This window comes from Xenorhabdus sp. BG5 (assembly GCF_015163665.1).
In the GTDB taxonomy this organism is placed as follows: domain Bacteria; phylum Pseudomonadota; class Gammaproteobacteria; order Enterobacterales; family Enterobacteriaceae; genus Xenorhabdus.
The window spans coordinates 81,835-97,595 of record NZ_JADEUG010000014.1 but is presented as its reverse complement, the minus strand read 5'-3'; the positions used below and the strand labels follow the sequence as shown (position 1 = coordinate 97,595).

13 protein-coding genes and 4 tRNA genes are annotated in these 15,761 nt (G+C 41.7%); 3 read left to right on the top strand and 14 right to left on the bottom strand.

Going from position 1 to position 15,761, the window contains the following annotated elements:
• Window positions 1-269 precede the first annotated feature (269 nt).
• The gene (locus IQ209_RS09510; RefSeq protein ID WP_193851074.1) at window positions 270-1,613 is read left to right on the top strand and encodes an anaerobic C4-dicarboxylate transporter; all 1,344 of its coding nucleotides are present in this window, start codon (window positions 270-272) and stop codon (window positions 1,611-1,613) included.
• 115 nt (window positions 1,614-1,728) lie between these two features.
• Here the strand turns inward: IQ209_RS09510 and rplS are convergent, their stop codons facing one another.
• The 5 genes from rplS to ffh form a co-directional block, all read right to left on the bottom strand.
• Window positions 1,729-2,082 (bottom strand): 50S ribosomal protein L19, encoded by a 354-nt coding sequence (gene rplS / locus IQ209_RS09505; protein WP_189760393.1) that lies wholly within the window; start codon window positions 2,080-2,082, stop codon window positions 1,729-1,731.
• A gap of 65 nt (window positions 2,083-2,147) precedes the next feature.
• On the bottom strand, window positions 2,148-2,900 hold the full coding sequence (gene trmD / locus IQ209_RS09500; protein ID WP_193851073.1) for a tRNA (guanosine(37)-N1)-methyltransferase TrmD: 753 nt from the start codon (window positions 2,898-2,900) through the stop codon (window positions 2,148-2,150).
• A 37-nt stretch (window positions 2,901-2,937) separates the two neighbouring features.
• Window positions 2,938-3,486, bottom strand: a complete 549-nt coding sequence (gene rimM, locus IQ209_RS09495; protein WP_193851072.1) for a ribosome maturation factor RimM — start codon at window positions 3,484-3,486, stop codon at window positions 2,938-2,940.
• An 18-nt stretch (window positions 3,487-3,504) separates the two neighbouring features.
• Window positions 3,505-3,753: a 30S ribosomal protein S16 gene (gene rpsP, locus IQ209_RS09490; RefSeq protein WP_193851071.1), complete on the bottom strand. Its 249-nt coding sequence runs from the start codon at window positions 3,751-3,753 to the stop codon at window positions 3,505-3,507.
• A gap of 137 nt (window positions 3,754-3,890) precedes the next feature.
• Window positions 3,891-5,252: a signal recognition particle protein gene (gene ffh / locus IQ209_RS09485; RefSeq protein WP_193851070.1), complete on the bottom strand. Its 1,362-nt coding sequence runs from the start codon at window positions 5,250-5,252 to the stop codon at window positions 3,891-3,893.
• A gap of 198 nt (window positions 5,253-5,450) precedes the next feature.
• Here ffh and IQ209_RS09480 point away from each other — a divergent pair, with 198 nt between their 5' ends.
• Together IQ209_RS09480 and IQ209_RS09475 are read left to right on the top strand one after the other, a co-directional pair.
• Window positions 5,451-6,242 carry an inner membrane protein YpjD gene (locus IQ209_RS09480; RefSeq protein WP_193851069.1) on the top strand — a complete coding sequence of 264 codons (792 nt, stop codon included), beginning with the start codon at window positions 5,451-5,453 and terminating at the stop codon, window positions 6,240-6,242.
• Between the two features lie 51 nt (window positions 6,243-6,293).
• A complete protein-coding gene (locus IQ209_RS09475; RefSeq protein ID WP_193851068.1) occupies window positions 6,294-7,568 on the top strand; it encodes an HlyC/CorC family transporter in 1,275 nt (424 codons plus the stop codon).
• A 248-nt stretch (window positions 7,569-7,816) separates the two neighbouring features.
• Here the strand turns inward: IQ209_RS09475 and luxS are convergent, their stop codons facing one another.
• From luxS to recA, 9 genes are all read right to left on the bottom strand, one after another.
• Window positions 7,817-8,332, bottom strand: a complete 516-nt coding sequence (gene luxS / locus IQ209_RS09470; RefSeq protein ID WP_193851067.1) for an S-ribosylhomocysteine lyase — start codon at window positions 8,330-8,332, stop codon at window positions 7,817-7,819.
• A gap of 162 nt (window positions 8,333-8,494) precedes the next feature.
• Complete coding sequence (gene gshA / locus IQ209_RS09465; RefSeq protein ID WP_193851066.1) at window positions 8,495-10,054, bottom strand: glutamate--cysteine ligase; 1,560 nt, start codon at window positions 10,052-10,054, stop codon at window positions 8,495-8,497.
• A 194-nt stretch (window positions 10,055-10,248) separates the two neighbouring features.
• A tRNA-Arg gene (locus IQ209_RS09460) sits at window positions 10,249-10,325 on the bottom strand.
• Between the two features lie 85 nt (window positions 10,326-10,410).
• Window positions 10,411-10,487, bottom strand: a tRNA-Arg gene (locus IQ209_RS09455).
• An 81-nt stretch (window positions 10,488-10,568) separates the two neighbouring features.
• Window positions 10,569-10,645, bottom strand: a tRNA-Arg gene (locus tag IQ209_RS09450).
• 7 nt (window positions 10,646-10,652) lie between these two features.
• Window positions 10,653-10,745: transfer RNA gene (locus tag IQ209_RS09445), tRNA-Ser, on the bottom strand.
• A gap of 462 nt (window positions 10,746-11,207) precedes the next feature.
• Window positions 11,208-11,393, bottom strand: coding sequence for a carbon storage regulator CsrA (gene csrA, locus IQ209_RS09440; RefSeq protein ID WP_010845367.1), 186 nt, complete (start codon window positions 11,391-11,393; stop codon window positions 11,208-11,210).
• Between the two features lie 246 nt (window positions 11,394-11,639).
• A complete protein-coding gene (gene alaS, locus IQ209_RS09435) occupies window positions 11,640-14,267 on the bottom strand; it encodes an alanine--tRNA ligase (protein WP_193851065.1) in 2,628 nt (875 codons plus the stop codon).
• Window positions 14,268-14,608: 341 nt separating this feature from the next.
• Window positions 14,609-15,685 (bottom strand): recombinase RecA, encoded by a 1,077-nt coding sequence (gene recA / locus IQ209_RS09430; RefSeq protein ID WP_193851064.1) that lies wholly within the window; start codon window positions 15,683-15,685, stop codon window positions 14,609-14,611.
• Between the last annotated feature and the right edge of the window lie 76 nt (window positions 15,686-15,761).

Below are 15,761 nucleotides of genomic sequence, written 5' to 3'. Positions count from 1 at the left end.
ACATATTATTTGATACAAAAATAAATTCATTTATAAATCAAATATTAAAAATAAGATCTTAATCTCATTTTTATATAAATATTCTAATAATATTAATATGTGTTTTAATGTTTACATGAAACTATAAAAAAATATTTATAAACAATAGCTATATCCAATAGATCTAAAGTTATGACTAACAACTTGTAAATGAAGTTATAAGTCATGCAGATGCAAAAATCTGTATTACCAATTTTTATTTATTTTTTAAACGATTGTTAAGGATAGATATGATAACGCTACAATTTACTGTAATAATCATATGCTTATTGATAGGTACGCGTTATGCGGGAATGGGGTTGGGACTGATCAGTGGTATTGGGCTCTTTATACTGACATTTATCTTTGGCTTGGAACCAGGTAACCCTCCCGTTGATGTAATGCTAACTATTCTTGCTGTAATCGGTTGTGCATCCGTTTTACAAACAGCAGGTGGGCTAAATGTTATGATGCAATTTGCAGAACGCTTATTGCGTCGTCACCCGCAACATATCACCATTTTGGCACCACTGACTACTTGGATGCTGACTTTTCTTTGCGGTACTGGTCATGTGGTTTATACCATGTTTCCAATTATTGGCGATATTGCCTTGAAAAAAGGTATTCGCCCTGAACGGCCAATGGCTGTTGCTTCTGTCGCTTCCCAGATGGCAATTACCGCTTCTCCTGTATCTGTCGCCGTTGTTTCTTTAGTGTCAATTATTGCTGCCAGTCATGGTATTGGGCAGGCGTACGGGATCTTGGACATTTTGACTGTTTCAATACCAGCATCACTCACTGGAGTAATACTTGCTGCATTATGGAGCTTACGTCGAGGAAAAGATCTTGATCAGGACGAAGAATTCCAAGTAAAAATCAAAGATCCAAAGCAACGTGAGTTTATTTATGGTGGTTCTGACACGCTATTGGATCAAGTCTTTCCTAAGCAAGCTTATTGGGCAACCTGGATTTTCTTTACCGCAATTGCCGTCGTAGTCTTATTTGGTGCATTCACCGAATTACGTCCTGCTTTTGAAATAAAAGGTACACTAAAACCCCTTTCTATGAATCTGGTGATCCAGATGATGATGTTAATTGCAGGCTCCATTATATTGATGACCTGTAAAGTCAAAACCAGTGAAATCGCCAATAGTGCCGTGTTCAAAGCAGGTATGGTTGCGATTTTTTCTGTCTTTGGTGTGGCATGGATGAGTGATACTTTCTTCCACTCACATTTAGGTGAATTAAAACTAGTCTTGGAAGATGTGGTCCAGGCACAGCCGTGGACTTATGCCCTTGTACTGTTTTTGGTATCAAAACTGGTTAACAGCCAAGCCGCCGCCTTAACAGCTATTGCGCCAATGGGATTACAACTTGGAGTCGATCCTAAGCTTCTGATTGCTTTCTTTCCTGCTGCCTATGGCTATTTTGTTTTACCTACTTATCCAAGCGATTTGGCTTGTATTGGTTTTGACCGTTCAGGTACAACAAAAATCGGGAAATTCATTATCAACCACAGCTTTCTTTTACCAGGATTGATTGGCGTCAGTGGTGCTTGTACAGTAGGATATATTTTAGCCAGTACGTTTATGTAACTTACTGTCCCCCTTGCCTGACTTGCAACTGAAAAAATAAGTTTCCTGATTTAGCATGTAAAAAGGCCAGCATATGCGCTGGCCTTTAATAACTTTCGGATGTAGCGAAAGCGTATTATTTTGCGTTCAGACGCTCTTTAATACGAGCTGCCTTACCAGAACGCTCACGCAGGTAGTACAGTTTAGCTCTGCGAACAGCACCACGACGTTTAACGGCGATGCTGTCTACGACTGGGGAATGAGTCTGGAATACACGCTCAACGCCTTCGCCGTTAGAAATCTTACGAACAGTGAATGCAGAGTGCAGACCGCGGTTACGAATCGCAATAACCACGCCCTCGAATGTCTGCAGACGCTTTTTAGAACCTTCAACGACCCATACCTTAACTTCCACGGTGTCACCCGGACGGAATGAAGGTACGTCTTGCTTCATCTGCTCTTGTTCAAGTTGTTTAATAATGTTGCTCATAATAACTCTCTTACCCTAGGTAAACTGATATATCAAAGATATCCCTTCAACGGGATATGTCTGGATTAATTCGTTGCCTGATCTTGATATTCCCGTTGGAACTCAGATAACAACATCCTTTGCTCGTCAGTCAGAGCTAGGTTTTCTAGAAGTTCGGGCCTTCTTAACCAAGTTCGGCCAAGCGACTGTTTCATTCGCCAGCGATTAATTTCAGCATGGTTTCCCGACAGCAAAACTGGGGGAACTTCCATACTATCTAACACTTCAGGGCGAGTATAATGTGGGCAATCCAACAATCCATCAGCGAATGAGTCTTCTTCTGCCGATGCTTGACGTCCTAATACTCCCGGAATAAACCGCGATATCGAGTCAATCATCGTCATTGCAGGAAGCTCTCCTCCGCTAAGAACGTAATCACCGATAGACCATTCTTCGTCAATTTCGGTTTGGATAATACGCTCATCAATACCTTCATAACGCCCGCAAACCAGAATTAATTTCTCATTTGCTGCCAGTTCACAAACTCCCTGTTGATCGAGTTTGCGTCCCTGAGGTGAAAGATAAATCACCTTTGCACCATCACCTGCCGAAGCTTTAGCTGCATGAATGGCTTCCCGTAATGGTTGCACCATCATCAGCATGCCTGGACCACCGCCATAAGGGCGATCATCAACAGTACGATGCCGGTCGTAGGTAAAATCCCTTGGATTCCAGCATGCGATACTCAACAGGCCATTTTTTACTGCCCGACCAGTTACCCCGTAATCGGTTATTGCGCGGAACATTTCAGGAAACAGGCTAATAACCCCAATCCACATACTGCGTCCCACTCATTTAAACCGTTTTTACCGGAGATTAAAAACCAGGATCCCAATCTACCTCAATGGTTTTAGTAGCGAGATCGACTTTCTTGATAACCTGCCCATCAAGAAACGGAACCAGCCGCTCCTTGATACCGAATGCATCTTTCAGGTTTGCTTTTATTACCATCACATCGTTAGAACCCGTTTCCATCATGTCATGAACGGCTCCAAGGTTATAACCGGTTGTATTTATTACTTGGCAGCCAATAAGGTCTTTCCAGTAATAAACACCCTCTTCCAGTTCTGGTAACTGGCTACAATCCACCACAATTTCACAGTTAGTGAGTAAATTCGCCGCATCCCGATCGTCAATATCTTTGATTTTGACGATAATATCTTGGTTATGGTATTTCCATGCTTCCAGTTCAATGTGTTGCCACTGGCCTGAGCGTTGAATAAACCACGGTTGATATTCAAAAATGTCTTCGGCATGTTCGGTGGAAGAAAAAACTCTGAGCCAACCACGAATGCCATATGCAGACCCTAATTTCCCCAATACAATTAGCTCAACAGGGTGCTTCAGGCCAGATTGTTTGCTCATTGTTACCACCGTGACAGATTAAGCTGCTTTCTTAGCGTCTTTGATCAGTGTAGCAACACGATCAGACACAGATGCACCCAGACCAACCCAGTGTTCGATACGGTCCAGATCTAAACGCAGAGTTTCTGCTTTTCCTGAAGCGATTGGGTTGAAGAAACCAACACGCTCAATAAAACGACCATCACGCGCATTGCGGCTATCGGTCACGACTACTTGATAAAACGGACGCTTTTTTGCGCCGCCACGAGCTAAACGAATTGTTACCATAACATCCTCATTAGTTAGCAAAACAACCAGACTCCATCGAGGAATGGAGTCCGGCTGTCCATTTAAAAGCCCGAAAATTTTACTCACTTTGGCGTAAAAAGCAATCCAAAGAACATTTTCTTTCGCAACTTTGTTGATTATCGCCCCATAAATCCCGGTGGCAGCATGCCTTTCATGCCTCGCATCATTTTTGCCAAACCACCTTTCTTCATCTTTTTCATCATACGCTGCATTTCATCAAACTGTTTCAGCAAACGGTTGACATCCTGCACCTGTGTGCCCGATCCCATCGCAATACGGCGCTTACGGGAACCTTTGATAATTTCTGGTTTTTCACGCTCTTTACGCGTCATGGAATTAATGATGGCTTCCATTTTAACCAGAATTTTGTCATCCATTTGAGATTTGACAGCATCAGGGATCTGCGACATTCCCGGCATTTTGCTCAACATGCTAGCCATTCCGCCCATATTACGCATTTGTTTAAGCTGTTCAAGAAAATCGCTTAAATCAAATCCGTCACCTTTTTTCAGCTTGGATGCCAATTTTTCCGCTTGGGTATGGTCAACTTTGCTTTCAAGTTCTTCAATCAGTGAAAGCATATCTCCCATACCTAAAATACGGGATGCAATGCGATCCGGATGGAAAGGTTCTAATGCATCCGTTTTTTCACCAACGCCGAGAAATTTGATGGGCTTACCCGTAATATGGCGGATGGAAAGCGCAGCACCACCACGAGCATCACCATCTACTTTCGTCAGAACAATCCCGGTTAATGGCAATGCTTCATTGAATGCTTTTGCTGTATTTGCCGCATCTTGACCTGTCATTGCATCAACAACAAACAAGGTTTCAACAGGATTGATAGCTGCATGAACCGCTTTGATTTCATCCATCATAGCTTCATCAACATGCAGACGGCCTGCCGTATCGACTAACAGTACATCATAGAATTTCAATTTAGCATGTTGGATCGCTTTATTGACAATATCAACAGGCTTTTCCTGTGGATCAGAAGGGAAAAAGTCAACGCCGACTGTTTCAGACAAGGTTTCAAGCTGTTTGATCGCCGCGGGTCGGTATACGTCAGCAGAAACAACCAAGACTTTTTTCTTGTTTTTCTCTTTCAGCAGCTTACCTAATTTAGCAACGCTGGTCGTTTTACCTGCACCTTGCAAACCAGCCATAAGAACCACCGCAGGAGGCTGTGTGGAAAGGTTCAATTCACTGTTAACCTCTCCCATCGCTTTAACCAATTCATTTTGAACGATTTTGACGAATTCCTGACCTGGGGTTAGACTTTTATTAACCTCATGCCCCACAGCGCTTTCTTTGACTCGTGCAATAAAATCACGCACGACAGGTAATGCAACATCCGCTTCGAGCAAAGCCATACGAACTTCGCGCAGCGTATCTTTAATATTATCTTCAGTCAGCCGTCCACGACCGCTGATATTGCGCAATGTGCGCGATAGTCTGTCAGTTAAATTATCAAACATTGTCTCAGCTCAGATATCTACAAGTGGGTCTACCTGTAAGGCAAATTTTGCAAATTATAGCACGATGATTATGTGATCTCTGCAAAGAGATTCCCATGTATGATTAACAACGGTTGGAGGCTACTCCTGCTAGCGGTATACTTAAATTTCAGGTTCAATCCATACCCAATGGTTTCCATTGCGAAAACGATAAACGTTATGCTGATATTTTCAATTATTGCTTTACTTGCCTATCTCATTAGCCTGACGCTCATCGTGCCAGGTTTATTGCGCCAACAAAACAGTTATCAAAAACTGGCACTTTCTTTTGCTATTGTAGCGTTAGTCGCTCACGCGATTGCATTAAAATACCAAGTTTTTCATGTGAGCAGCGGGCAAAATCTCACTTTATTGAATTTAGGCTCAATTGTTAGTTTGCTTATGTGCATCATCATGACAGTCGTCGCTTTCCGTGGACGTGCATGGTTTTTATTACCGGTTGTTTATAGTTTCTCCATGATCAATTTGATACTGGCTAGCATGATGCCGGGAGAATTTATTACTCATCTTGAAGATAGTATCGAATTATTTATTCATATTGGGCTGGCCTTACTTGGCTATGCTACTTTACTCATTGCAGCTCTTTATGCATTGCAACTTGGCTGGTTGGATCATCAGCTTAAAAAGAAAAAACTCACATTTACCTCTGGTATTCCTCCATTGATGACAATTGAGCGGAAAATGTTTCACATTACCCAAGTTGGTGTAATTTTACTAACATTGACGCTCTGTACTGGCATCATGTACATGGATGATATTTTCAGTAAAGAAAATATCCATAAATCTGTTTTATCTATTATTGCATGGTTTATTTACGTTATTTTGCTTTGGGGGCATTATCATGAAGGGTGGCGTGGCAAACGTGTTATTTGGTTCAATTTGATTGGTGCATTTATTCTGACACTGGCTTTTTTCGGTAGCAGGCTATTACAGGAAATGATGGTTTATTAATAAGTTATTTATCATCGCCAATTTGTATAATTATTAGGAAGGAATTCTGTTTTGGAGAATGTCTCAACAAGTACACTGATTATCATTCTTGTTGTTATGGTTATTGTTTCGGCTTATTTCTCTGCCTCTGAAACTAGCATGATGACAATCAACCGATATCGCTTACGCCATTTGGCTAAACAGGGGAGCAATCCCGCACGGAGGGTGGAATCTCTGCTGCGTCATCCAGACAGACTCATTAGCCTGATACTTATCGGTAATAATCTTGTCAATATTTTGGCGTCTTCTCTTGCTACTATCGTTGGTATGCGGCTCTATGGCGATGCCGGTGTTGCTATTGCAACAGGTGTACTCACATTCATTATTCTTATTTTTTCTGAAGTGATGCCAAAGACCATCGCAGCACTTTACCCTGAAAAAGTCGCATTCCCAAGTAGCTTCCTGTTACGCCCACTAGAAAAAATTATGCAGCCCCTTGTTTGGTCATTTAATAAGATCAGTTTGCTGTTTATGCGCTGTTTGGGTATCAAAACCTCTAATATCCGTAGTGATGCCGTCAGTAAAGACGAACTACGCACAATTGTAAATGAATCAAACGTCAATCTATCACGCCGCAATCAAGATATGCTGCTCTCAATATTAGATCTTGAGAAAGTTACCGTTGGTGACATTATGATCCCACGTAATGAAATTGTCGGCATTGATATTAACAATGATTGGAAGTGCGTTATCAGGCAACTGACACACTCTCCACATGGACGTATTGTGTTATATCGAGACTCCCTTGATGATGCTATCGGTATGCTCCGAGTGCGTGAAGCTTATCGACTGATGATGGAGAAAAAAGAATTTACAAAAAGAAATTTACTCAAAGCCGCAGATAAAATCTATTTTATCCCAGTTAGCACACCATTAAATATCCAACTTATTAATTTCCAACGTAACAAACAAAAAACTGGCCTAATCGTTGATGAATATGGCGATATTCAAGGATTAGTGACTGTCGAGGATATCTTGGAGGAAATTGTCGGCGATTTTACTACTTCCATGTCGCCAACTCTGGCAGAAGAAGTCTTTCCGCAAAGTGACGGCTCCGTTCTGGTTGATGGAACAGCCAATATCCGCGAATTAAATAAGGCTTTCGGTTGGGCTCTTCCCGAAGACGGCCCAAGGACAATGAATGGAATGATTCTGGAAGAACTAGGTGAAATTCCTGAATTAAACGCTAACGTGCAGATTAATGAATACAATTTTGAGGTTCTTGCGGTGCAAGATAATGTTATCAAGCAAGTTCGTGTAACGCCGATAAACCAAAATACAGAATAAAGTGTAAAATTAATTCAGTAAATAAGTTAACCGTTATAATGCACTCATCAATACCTAATCTAATCTGTCTATATAACTAAGGAAAATAATTAAAAAACCTGATAATTTCAAAAATATAGAAAGAAAAGAACATCAACGAGGGGCTAGTAGAATAAACTAGCCCCTCAATAATATAAAGCAGATCTGACTACTTAACCAAAAGCTCCATCTCCAAATGTAATAGCCGTTGAGATACCATCTCTAACAAACTAAACTTGAAGATCCATCAGTTTTTCTTCAGGCAGTGCCAATTCATCGTTATAATTGACACGAACACCAGAATCAAGGATACGCTGAGCAATATCTTGAGCTTCTTTCAATGAGTGCATTTCATATGTACCACACTGATAAATATTTAATTCTGGGATCTGGTTCTGATCTTGAACTTTTAGCACATCTTCCATTGCCGCTTTCCAAGACTCAGCCACTCTCAATTCTTCCGGAGCACCAATTAAGCTCATATAAAAACCAGTACGACATCCCATTGGAGAAATATCAATGATTTCAACACCATCACCGTTCAAATGATTGCGCATAAAACCCGCAAACAAATGCTCAAGCGTATGAATACCTCGTTCTGGCATCACTGCTTTATTAGGAACACAAAAACGTAAATCAAATACTGTGATAGTATCGCCGTGAGGCGTTTTCATTGTCTTGGCAACTCTAACAGCAGGTGCAGCCATACGAGTATGGTCAACTGTAAAACTATCCAATAAAGGCATAATACTACCTCCTAAGGTATCAGATTTTTTACGAAAAATTTTTCAGATAGATGAAACCTTTTCATTTGCGGCTGGTCATAAGATATGAAGACGCGCAAAATTATTATCACCCCTATTCTCTAAGATATTTTATTTGGCCACCAGTGGTGGCCATTTTCTTTTTTAACGCCCTGCATGAAGTTTTAAATACTCTTCAAAGCTCATGTTATCTTGCTGTTCCAGGTCATGCTGACGTGACACCGAAGCTTCACGTTCAACAGAAAAATTTTCATCATTCAGAATTGAATAATGTTCTTCAATCAATTCGTTATGATACTGACCTGCCAGTTCCAATCCAAAACCAACTATCCCCTGAGATTTCATCTTATCCAGGACACGTGCAGAAAACGTTAGTGATGGATCTTCAAACATATTAACCAATTCTTTACAAACTAATTGATATTGAGTCCCTGAACAGGCATCCAGGACTTCAGCAACTCGCTCTAAATCTCTGAATAATTCTTGTCCCACAATCTTAAGCGGTTGTTGTTCAATCCCATAACCAAGACCAATAGACAGCCCTGGTTTACGCCCTTCTAAGATAACTTTATTCCAGTTTCCACGACAACAGGCAAGCTCCTCATTTCCCATTTCAGGAGCATCAGCCAAAGCACACCATATCAAAAATAAGTCAAGAAAACGAATTTGCGTCTCATCAACCCCAATGGAGGAAAAAGGATTAATATCTAAAGAGCGCACTTCAATATATTCTATACCACCTCTTAACAAAGCATCTGAAGGTGATTCTCCCTCTTTCGTGACTCGTTTGGGGCGAATTGGTGCATACAACTCATTTTCAATTTGAAGAACATTAGTATTGAGCTGTAAGTACTTATCTCCTTTTTTGATACCGATTGCAGCAAATTCTTCAGATGGCTTATGAATTGCTTTCTTTAGCTCCTCTACATAGGTATGGAGATGATTAAAAGTAATATTCAGATCACTTTGCGATTTGTTGGTATACCCCAGGTCACTCATCCTCAACGAAGTTGCATAAGGCAGGTAACAAGTCCCTCGTTCGGTTTCCTCAAAAGATAATGCTGTATTTCGTCCACGTAAGAATGAAGAACAAATTGCCGGTGATGCACCAAATAAATAAGGGATCACCCAGCCAAAGCGGTAATAATTGCGGATCAAACGAAGGTAGCCATCTGAAATCTGCTCTTTACCTGTTTCGGCGTCTTTAATACCTAACCATGCCTGCCAAAAACTCATTGGCAGAGAGAAATTATAATGCACACCGGAAATTGTTTGCATTAGTGCGCCATAACGGCTCTTTAATCCTCCACGGTACAAGGTCTTAAAGCGGCCCAAGTTAGACGTACCATATTGAGCCAAAGTGATATTTTCTTCTTCGTCGATAAAACATGGCATACTTAAAGGCCACATTTTTTCACTGTCCAGATTCCGGGCGGTATAGATATGCAAATCGTTGAGGAAGGCAATGGTTCTATCTATATTGCTATCAACAGGGGTAATAAACTCTAATAGAGATTCAGCAAAATCAGTTGTAATCCATTTATGCGTTAAAGAAGCACCAAGTGATTTTGGATGCTCCGTCTTAGCTAAATGACCGTCTGGAGTAACACGCAATGTTTCACGCTCAATGCCACGACAAATACCGTTTAATACAGTTGGATTTGCCTCTAACCATGACAATGCTTTTGATACGTCCGGGATCAATTTGTCCTCCCGTGGAGTTTAAAAGATTATTACTAAAAGTTTACTTTATATGAAACAAGTCAAGTTGTCGCTGATTACATAGAGGTAGCAATGCACTTCCGCCCAAATTATAAACAGAATTAATAAAACAAATGTTATATTTGAACGGAAATAAAAAGAAAAACCCCTGCCTTGATAAGGCAGGGGTTTTAATCTGGTGCATCCAGGAGGATTCGAACCTCCGACCGCTCGGTTCGTAGCCGAGTACTCTATCCAGCTGAGCTATGGATGCATTGTCAGTTTTCTATTTCTTTTCAGACACTATTGTATGCCTGACTTGATAGAATTGGGATCTCCCAAAATTGGGACATCTAAAATGGTGCATCCAGGAGGATTCGAACCTCCGACCGCTCGGTTCGTAGCCGAGTACTCTATCCAGCTGAGCTATGGATGCATTGTCGGTTTTCTATTTCTGCTCAGGCGCTATTGATTGCCTGACTAGAATTGAGATACCTAAAAAATCGCGGTGTTTAAATGGTGCATCCAGGAGGATTCGAACCTCCGACCGCTCGGTTCGTAGCCGAGTACTCTATCCAGCTGAGCTATGGATGCATATTAATGGCGGTGAGGGAGGGATTCGAACCCTCGATGCAGCTCTTAACCACATACTCCCTTAGCAGGGGAGCGCCTTCAGCCTCTCGGCCACCTCACCATTTTTAAAACCTGCGACTTAAAAGTTTTCACTTCGTAGCTCTTCGAATCTTTACTTCCGGTATTTACTCAGAAGCTTTTCTTCAAGCTCTTCGTCGCTGCGATGGCGCACATATTACTTTCCCTGCCTGATAAGTCAAACAATTTTTCGAAACTTTTTTCCGCTTGAACACTTAACGCGCAAAACGCTTGGTTTAGCATCTAAAGGACTGTTTTATCAACAATGAAATCATCTAAAAACCGTTAAAATTTATGAAATGATTATTCATCTCTATGGCCTCATGAACGATGCTTTTTCAACAGATAGAAAATAAAAAGACATGAGAGAATAGAATCAAGGTATCAAAAAGAGATAAACATAGTAGGGTGACAAAACAGGGAAGTAGCAAGAAGCAGAAAAAAGAAGATAAAGGGGAGTAGAGTAGCGCCCAAGTCTTAAAAAAGCATGGACGCCATTCTTGAATTAAAAAGTTGTAGGCTGAGATTTCTCCGCCTGAATCCGTTGATAAATTTCTTCACGGTGAACAGAAACTTCCTTGGGCGCATTTACACCAATGCGAACTTGGTTGCCTTTAACTCCCAGTACTGTGACTGTTACCTCATCGCCTATCATGAGCGTTTCACCAACTCGACGAGTCAGAATAAGCATTCTTTGCTCCTTGAAAATTTAAAAGAGTCGGGTCTCTAGGTTTCCCCGCTATTATCCATCAAACACCGTGAAAACGTAAAGCAATGGTATCTACTTAAAGTATAAGCAGTTTTGAACACATTTCCTATATCTATAGGATAGCTAAAATATAAGTATGTGCCCAACATTTCAACAATTTCACAACAAAAAACATTCGGCACCATAAAAAATGCTTTCATGGTGCCGCTGTTGTCACGGCAATACCAACTATAACCGCAATGTTACCCACTCTTCTACACTAGCTAATGCGGAAGGAAGAGCTGTTACATCGGTCCCACCAGCCTGAGCCAGATCAGGACGTCCTCCTCCTTTACCTCCAACCTGTTGGGCAACAAAAGAGATTAAATCGCCTGCTTTTATTCTAGCAGTCAAATCCTTCGTTATACCAACAATTAGGCTGACTTTATCACCAGTCACTGTAGAAAGCACAATAATTGCTGATTCTAACTGATTTTTTAAATCATCAACCATCGTTCTAAGCATTTTCGGTTCTATATCACCTAATTGCGTCACCAGTAGACGAACACCTTGGATTTCCTTAGCTTGGTTTGCCAAGGAAGAACTTTCCTGAGCTGCTTGCTGAGATTTCAACTGTTGCAACTCTTTTTCCAGCTGTTTCGTTCTGTCCAGTGTCGTTTTCACTTTCTCATTCAGGCTACTGATATCACCTTTCACCAGATGAGCGATGTCTTGCAGTAAATCCGCCTGCTGATAGATAGAGTTTAGTGCAGTTTGCCCCGTAATAGCTTCAATACGGCGAATTCCTGCTGCTGTACCTGATTCACTGGATATACGGAACAACCCTATATCACCTGTGTGGTTCGCATGAGTACCACCACATAATTCGGTAGAAAAGCCTCCCATGCTAAGTACACGTACTTTTTCATCATACTTCTCGCCAAACAGTGCCATAGCACCTTTGGTTTTTGCTTCTTCCAGCCCCATTAATTCTGTAACAATTGGTGAATTTTTGCGAATCTCTTCATTCACTAAGTTTTCGACTTGACGGATCTGTTCTGGCTTCATGGCCTCAAAGTGAGAGAAGTCAAAGCGCAGATACTTATCATTTACCAAAGAACCTTTCTGGGCAACATGTTCTCCCAAAATTTGACGTAATGCCGCATGTAACAAATGGGTCGCTGAGTGATTCAAACGAATCGCACCTCTGCGTACCACATCAATTTCAGCATTAACTGTATGATTAACGCTCAAACTCCCACTTGTCAATTTACCAATGTGACCGATTGCCTGAGCATATTTTTGTGTGTCAACGACGTCGAATACACCATTGCCGTTCGACAATTTACCCGTGTCACCAACCTGTCCACCAGATTCAGCGTAGAATGCGGTTTTATCAAGTATAATGATCGCTTCTTCACCAGCGTGAATTTGCTCAACAGCTTGGCCATTGCGGAAGATAGCGATAACAGCAGCTTGCTGTGAATTATGTTCATAACCACAAAAATCACTACGTCCATCAACTTTGATCAGTTCATTGTAATCAGTACCAAAGCCACTGGATTCACGAGCACGACGACGCTGGTTTTCCATCGCTGCATCAAAACCAGCTTCATCTACTTTGATATTACGTTCACGGCAAACATCCGCGGTCAAGTCAACAGGGAAACCATAGGTATCATACAAGCGGAAAGCGGTTTCACCGTCGAGCGTATCACCAGATAATTTAGCCAACTCTTCATCCAGCAACTGCAAACCACGTTCCAAAGTACGAGCAAACTGTTCTTCTTCGGTTTTTAATACCTGCTCAACCAAAGTCTGCTGCTGTTTCAGCTCTTCACCAGCCGCCCCCATGAATTTAATCAATGGTGCAACGAGCTTGTAGAAGAAGGCCTCTTTTGCCCCCAACATGTTGCCATGACGAACAGCACGGCGAATGATACGGCGAAGTACATAGCCACGGTTTTCGTTGGATGGAATAACCCCATCGCAAATCAGGAACGCACATGCACGGATATGGTCTGCAACAACTCGCAGAGATTTATTGGTAAGATCTGTTGCTCCTGTCACTTCTGCAACCGAAGCAATTAAGCTTTGGAATAGGTCAATCTCGTAGTTGGAGTTGACGTGTTGCAAGACGGCTGTAACACGCTCCAGCCCCATGCCTGTATCAACGGAAGGTTTTGGCAACGGCTCCATAGTGCCATCGGCATGACGGTTGAATTGCATGAAAACGATGTTCCAAATTTCAATATATCTGTCACCGTCTTCTGCTGGGCTGCCTGGAGGCCCCCCCCAAATATGTTCACCGTGGTCGTAGAAAATCTCTGTACAAGGACCACATGGGCCAGTATCCCCCATTTGCCAGAAATTATCTGACGCATATGGAGCACCTTTGTTATCTCCTATACGAATGATCCTTTCTGCTGGAACACCGACTTCGTTATACCAAATGTCATAAGCTTCATCGTCTGTCTCATAGACAGTAACCCACAGTTTTTCTTTTGGCAGGTTAAACCACTCTTCGCTGGTCAATAACTCCCATGCGTATTTAATTGCATCTTGTTTAAAATAATCGCCAAAACTGAAGTTACCCAACATTTCGAAGAAAGTGTGGTGACGGGCTGTATAACCCACATTTTCTAAATCGTTATGTTTACCGCCAGCACGAACGCAGCGCTGAGCCGTTGTTGCTCTAGAATAAGGTCTATTATCCAATCCTAAAAAGACATCTTTAAACTGGTTCATCCCTGCGTTGGTGAACAACAATGTTGGATCATTAGTTGGCACCAACGAGCTGCTTGGTACTATCTGGTGCCCTTTAGTATGAAAAAAGTCAAGAAACGCTTGACGGATCTCAGCGGTGCTTTTGCTCATAATTGTCCCGAAATCAAGCTGAAAAAACAGATCTATGAATGGTTAAGGTGGTATATCGCGTCACCATTTCAACTCACGAATAAATTAAAGTAGGGTTAAGATAGAGAGTCTTCCATAAGAAGTAAAATCCCATATAAATCCATTCGCTTTCCAGCATTGTAATTCGTCTAAAGATTTTCTGAAAGTCTGTTCGTTACACCTGTTTCAATACGCCCATTTCAAGGATGTTTATTTCCTCCAGGAAGACAGGCGTAAAAATAAAAACCACACCCGATATGGATGTGGTTTTTAAAAGCCAAATTAGTTCTGTATTATGACTGAATTGGAAAACAAATAAGCAATTAAAACTCTTCGTGATTCACTTCTTCGCCGTTGTCTTCATAATCTGTCTCGTAATCCGTAGCTGCACTACTGAACTCACCTGTCTTATTCAACAATAAATCGCGCAGTTTTTTATCCAACTCGGATGCAATTTCTGAATGTTCTTTCAGATACATAGTCGCATTGGCTTTACCTTGTCCAATTTTTTCGCCATTGTAGCTATACCATGCGCCTGCTTTTTCTACCATTTTGTGTTTAACACCCAGATCGACCAACTCACCAAAAGTGTTGATGCCTTCACCATAGAGAATTTGGAATTCGGCCTGTTTAAATGGTGCAGCAACTTTGTTCTTGACCACTTTCACACGTGTTTCGCTACCAACCACTTCATCGCCATTTTTCACCGAACCAGTACGGCGAATATCCAAACGAACAGATGCATAGAACTTCAGTGCATTACCACCTGTGGTCGTTTCGGGGTTACCAAACATCACACCAATTTTCATGCGGATCTGGTTGATAAAAATTAACAGAGTATTCGAGTTTTTCAAATTCCCCGCTAACTTACGCATCGCTTGGCTCATCATACGTGCAGCCAAGCCCATATGAGAGTCGCCGATTTCACCTTCAATTTCTGCTTTTGGTGTTAATGCCGCAACAGAGTCAACAATAATCACATCAACAGCACCAGAACGTGATAGGGCATCACAGATTTCCAATGCCTGTTCGCCAGTATCAGGCTGAGAACACAACAGATTATCAATATCTACACCCAGTTTTTTCGCATAAACCGGATCAAGAGCATGTTCGGCATCAATAAAAGCACAAGTTCTGCCTTCGCGCTGGGCAGCGGCAATGACTTGCAGTGTCAGCGTTGTTTTACCGGAAGATTCTGGTCCGTATATTTCAACAATACGGCCCATTGGCAAACCACCTGCACCCAATGCAATATCCAGTGACAGGGAACCGGTAGAGATGGTTTCAACATCCATTGAGCGGTTTTCACCCAAACGCATGATAGAACCTTTACCAAATTGTTTCTCAATTTGGCCCAGCGCTGCTGCTAGTGCTTTTTGTTTGTTTTCATCGTTAGCCATGTTTACTCCTTCGCAAGCAATGAAGGGGCTGCCTCACTGCTGATAAACTGTTTCTGATACCAAAGTGCCGTATGAT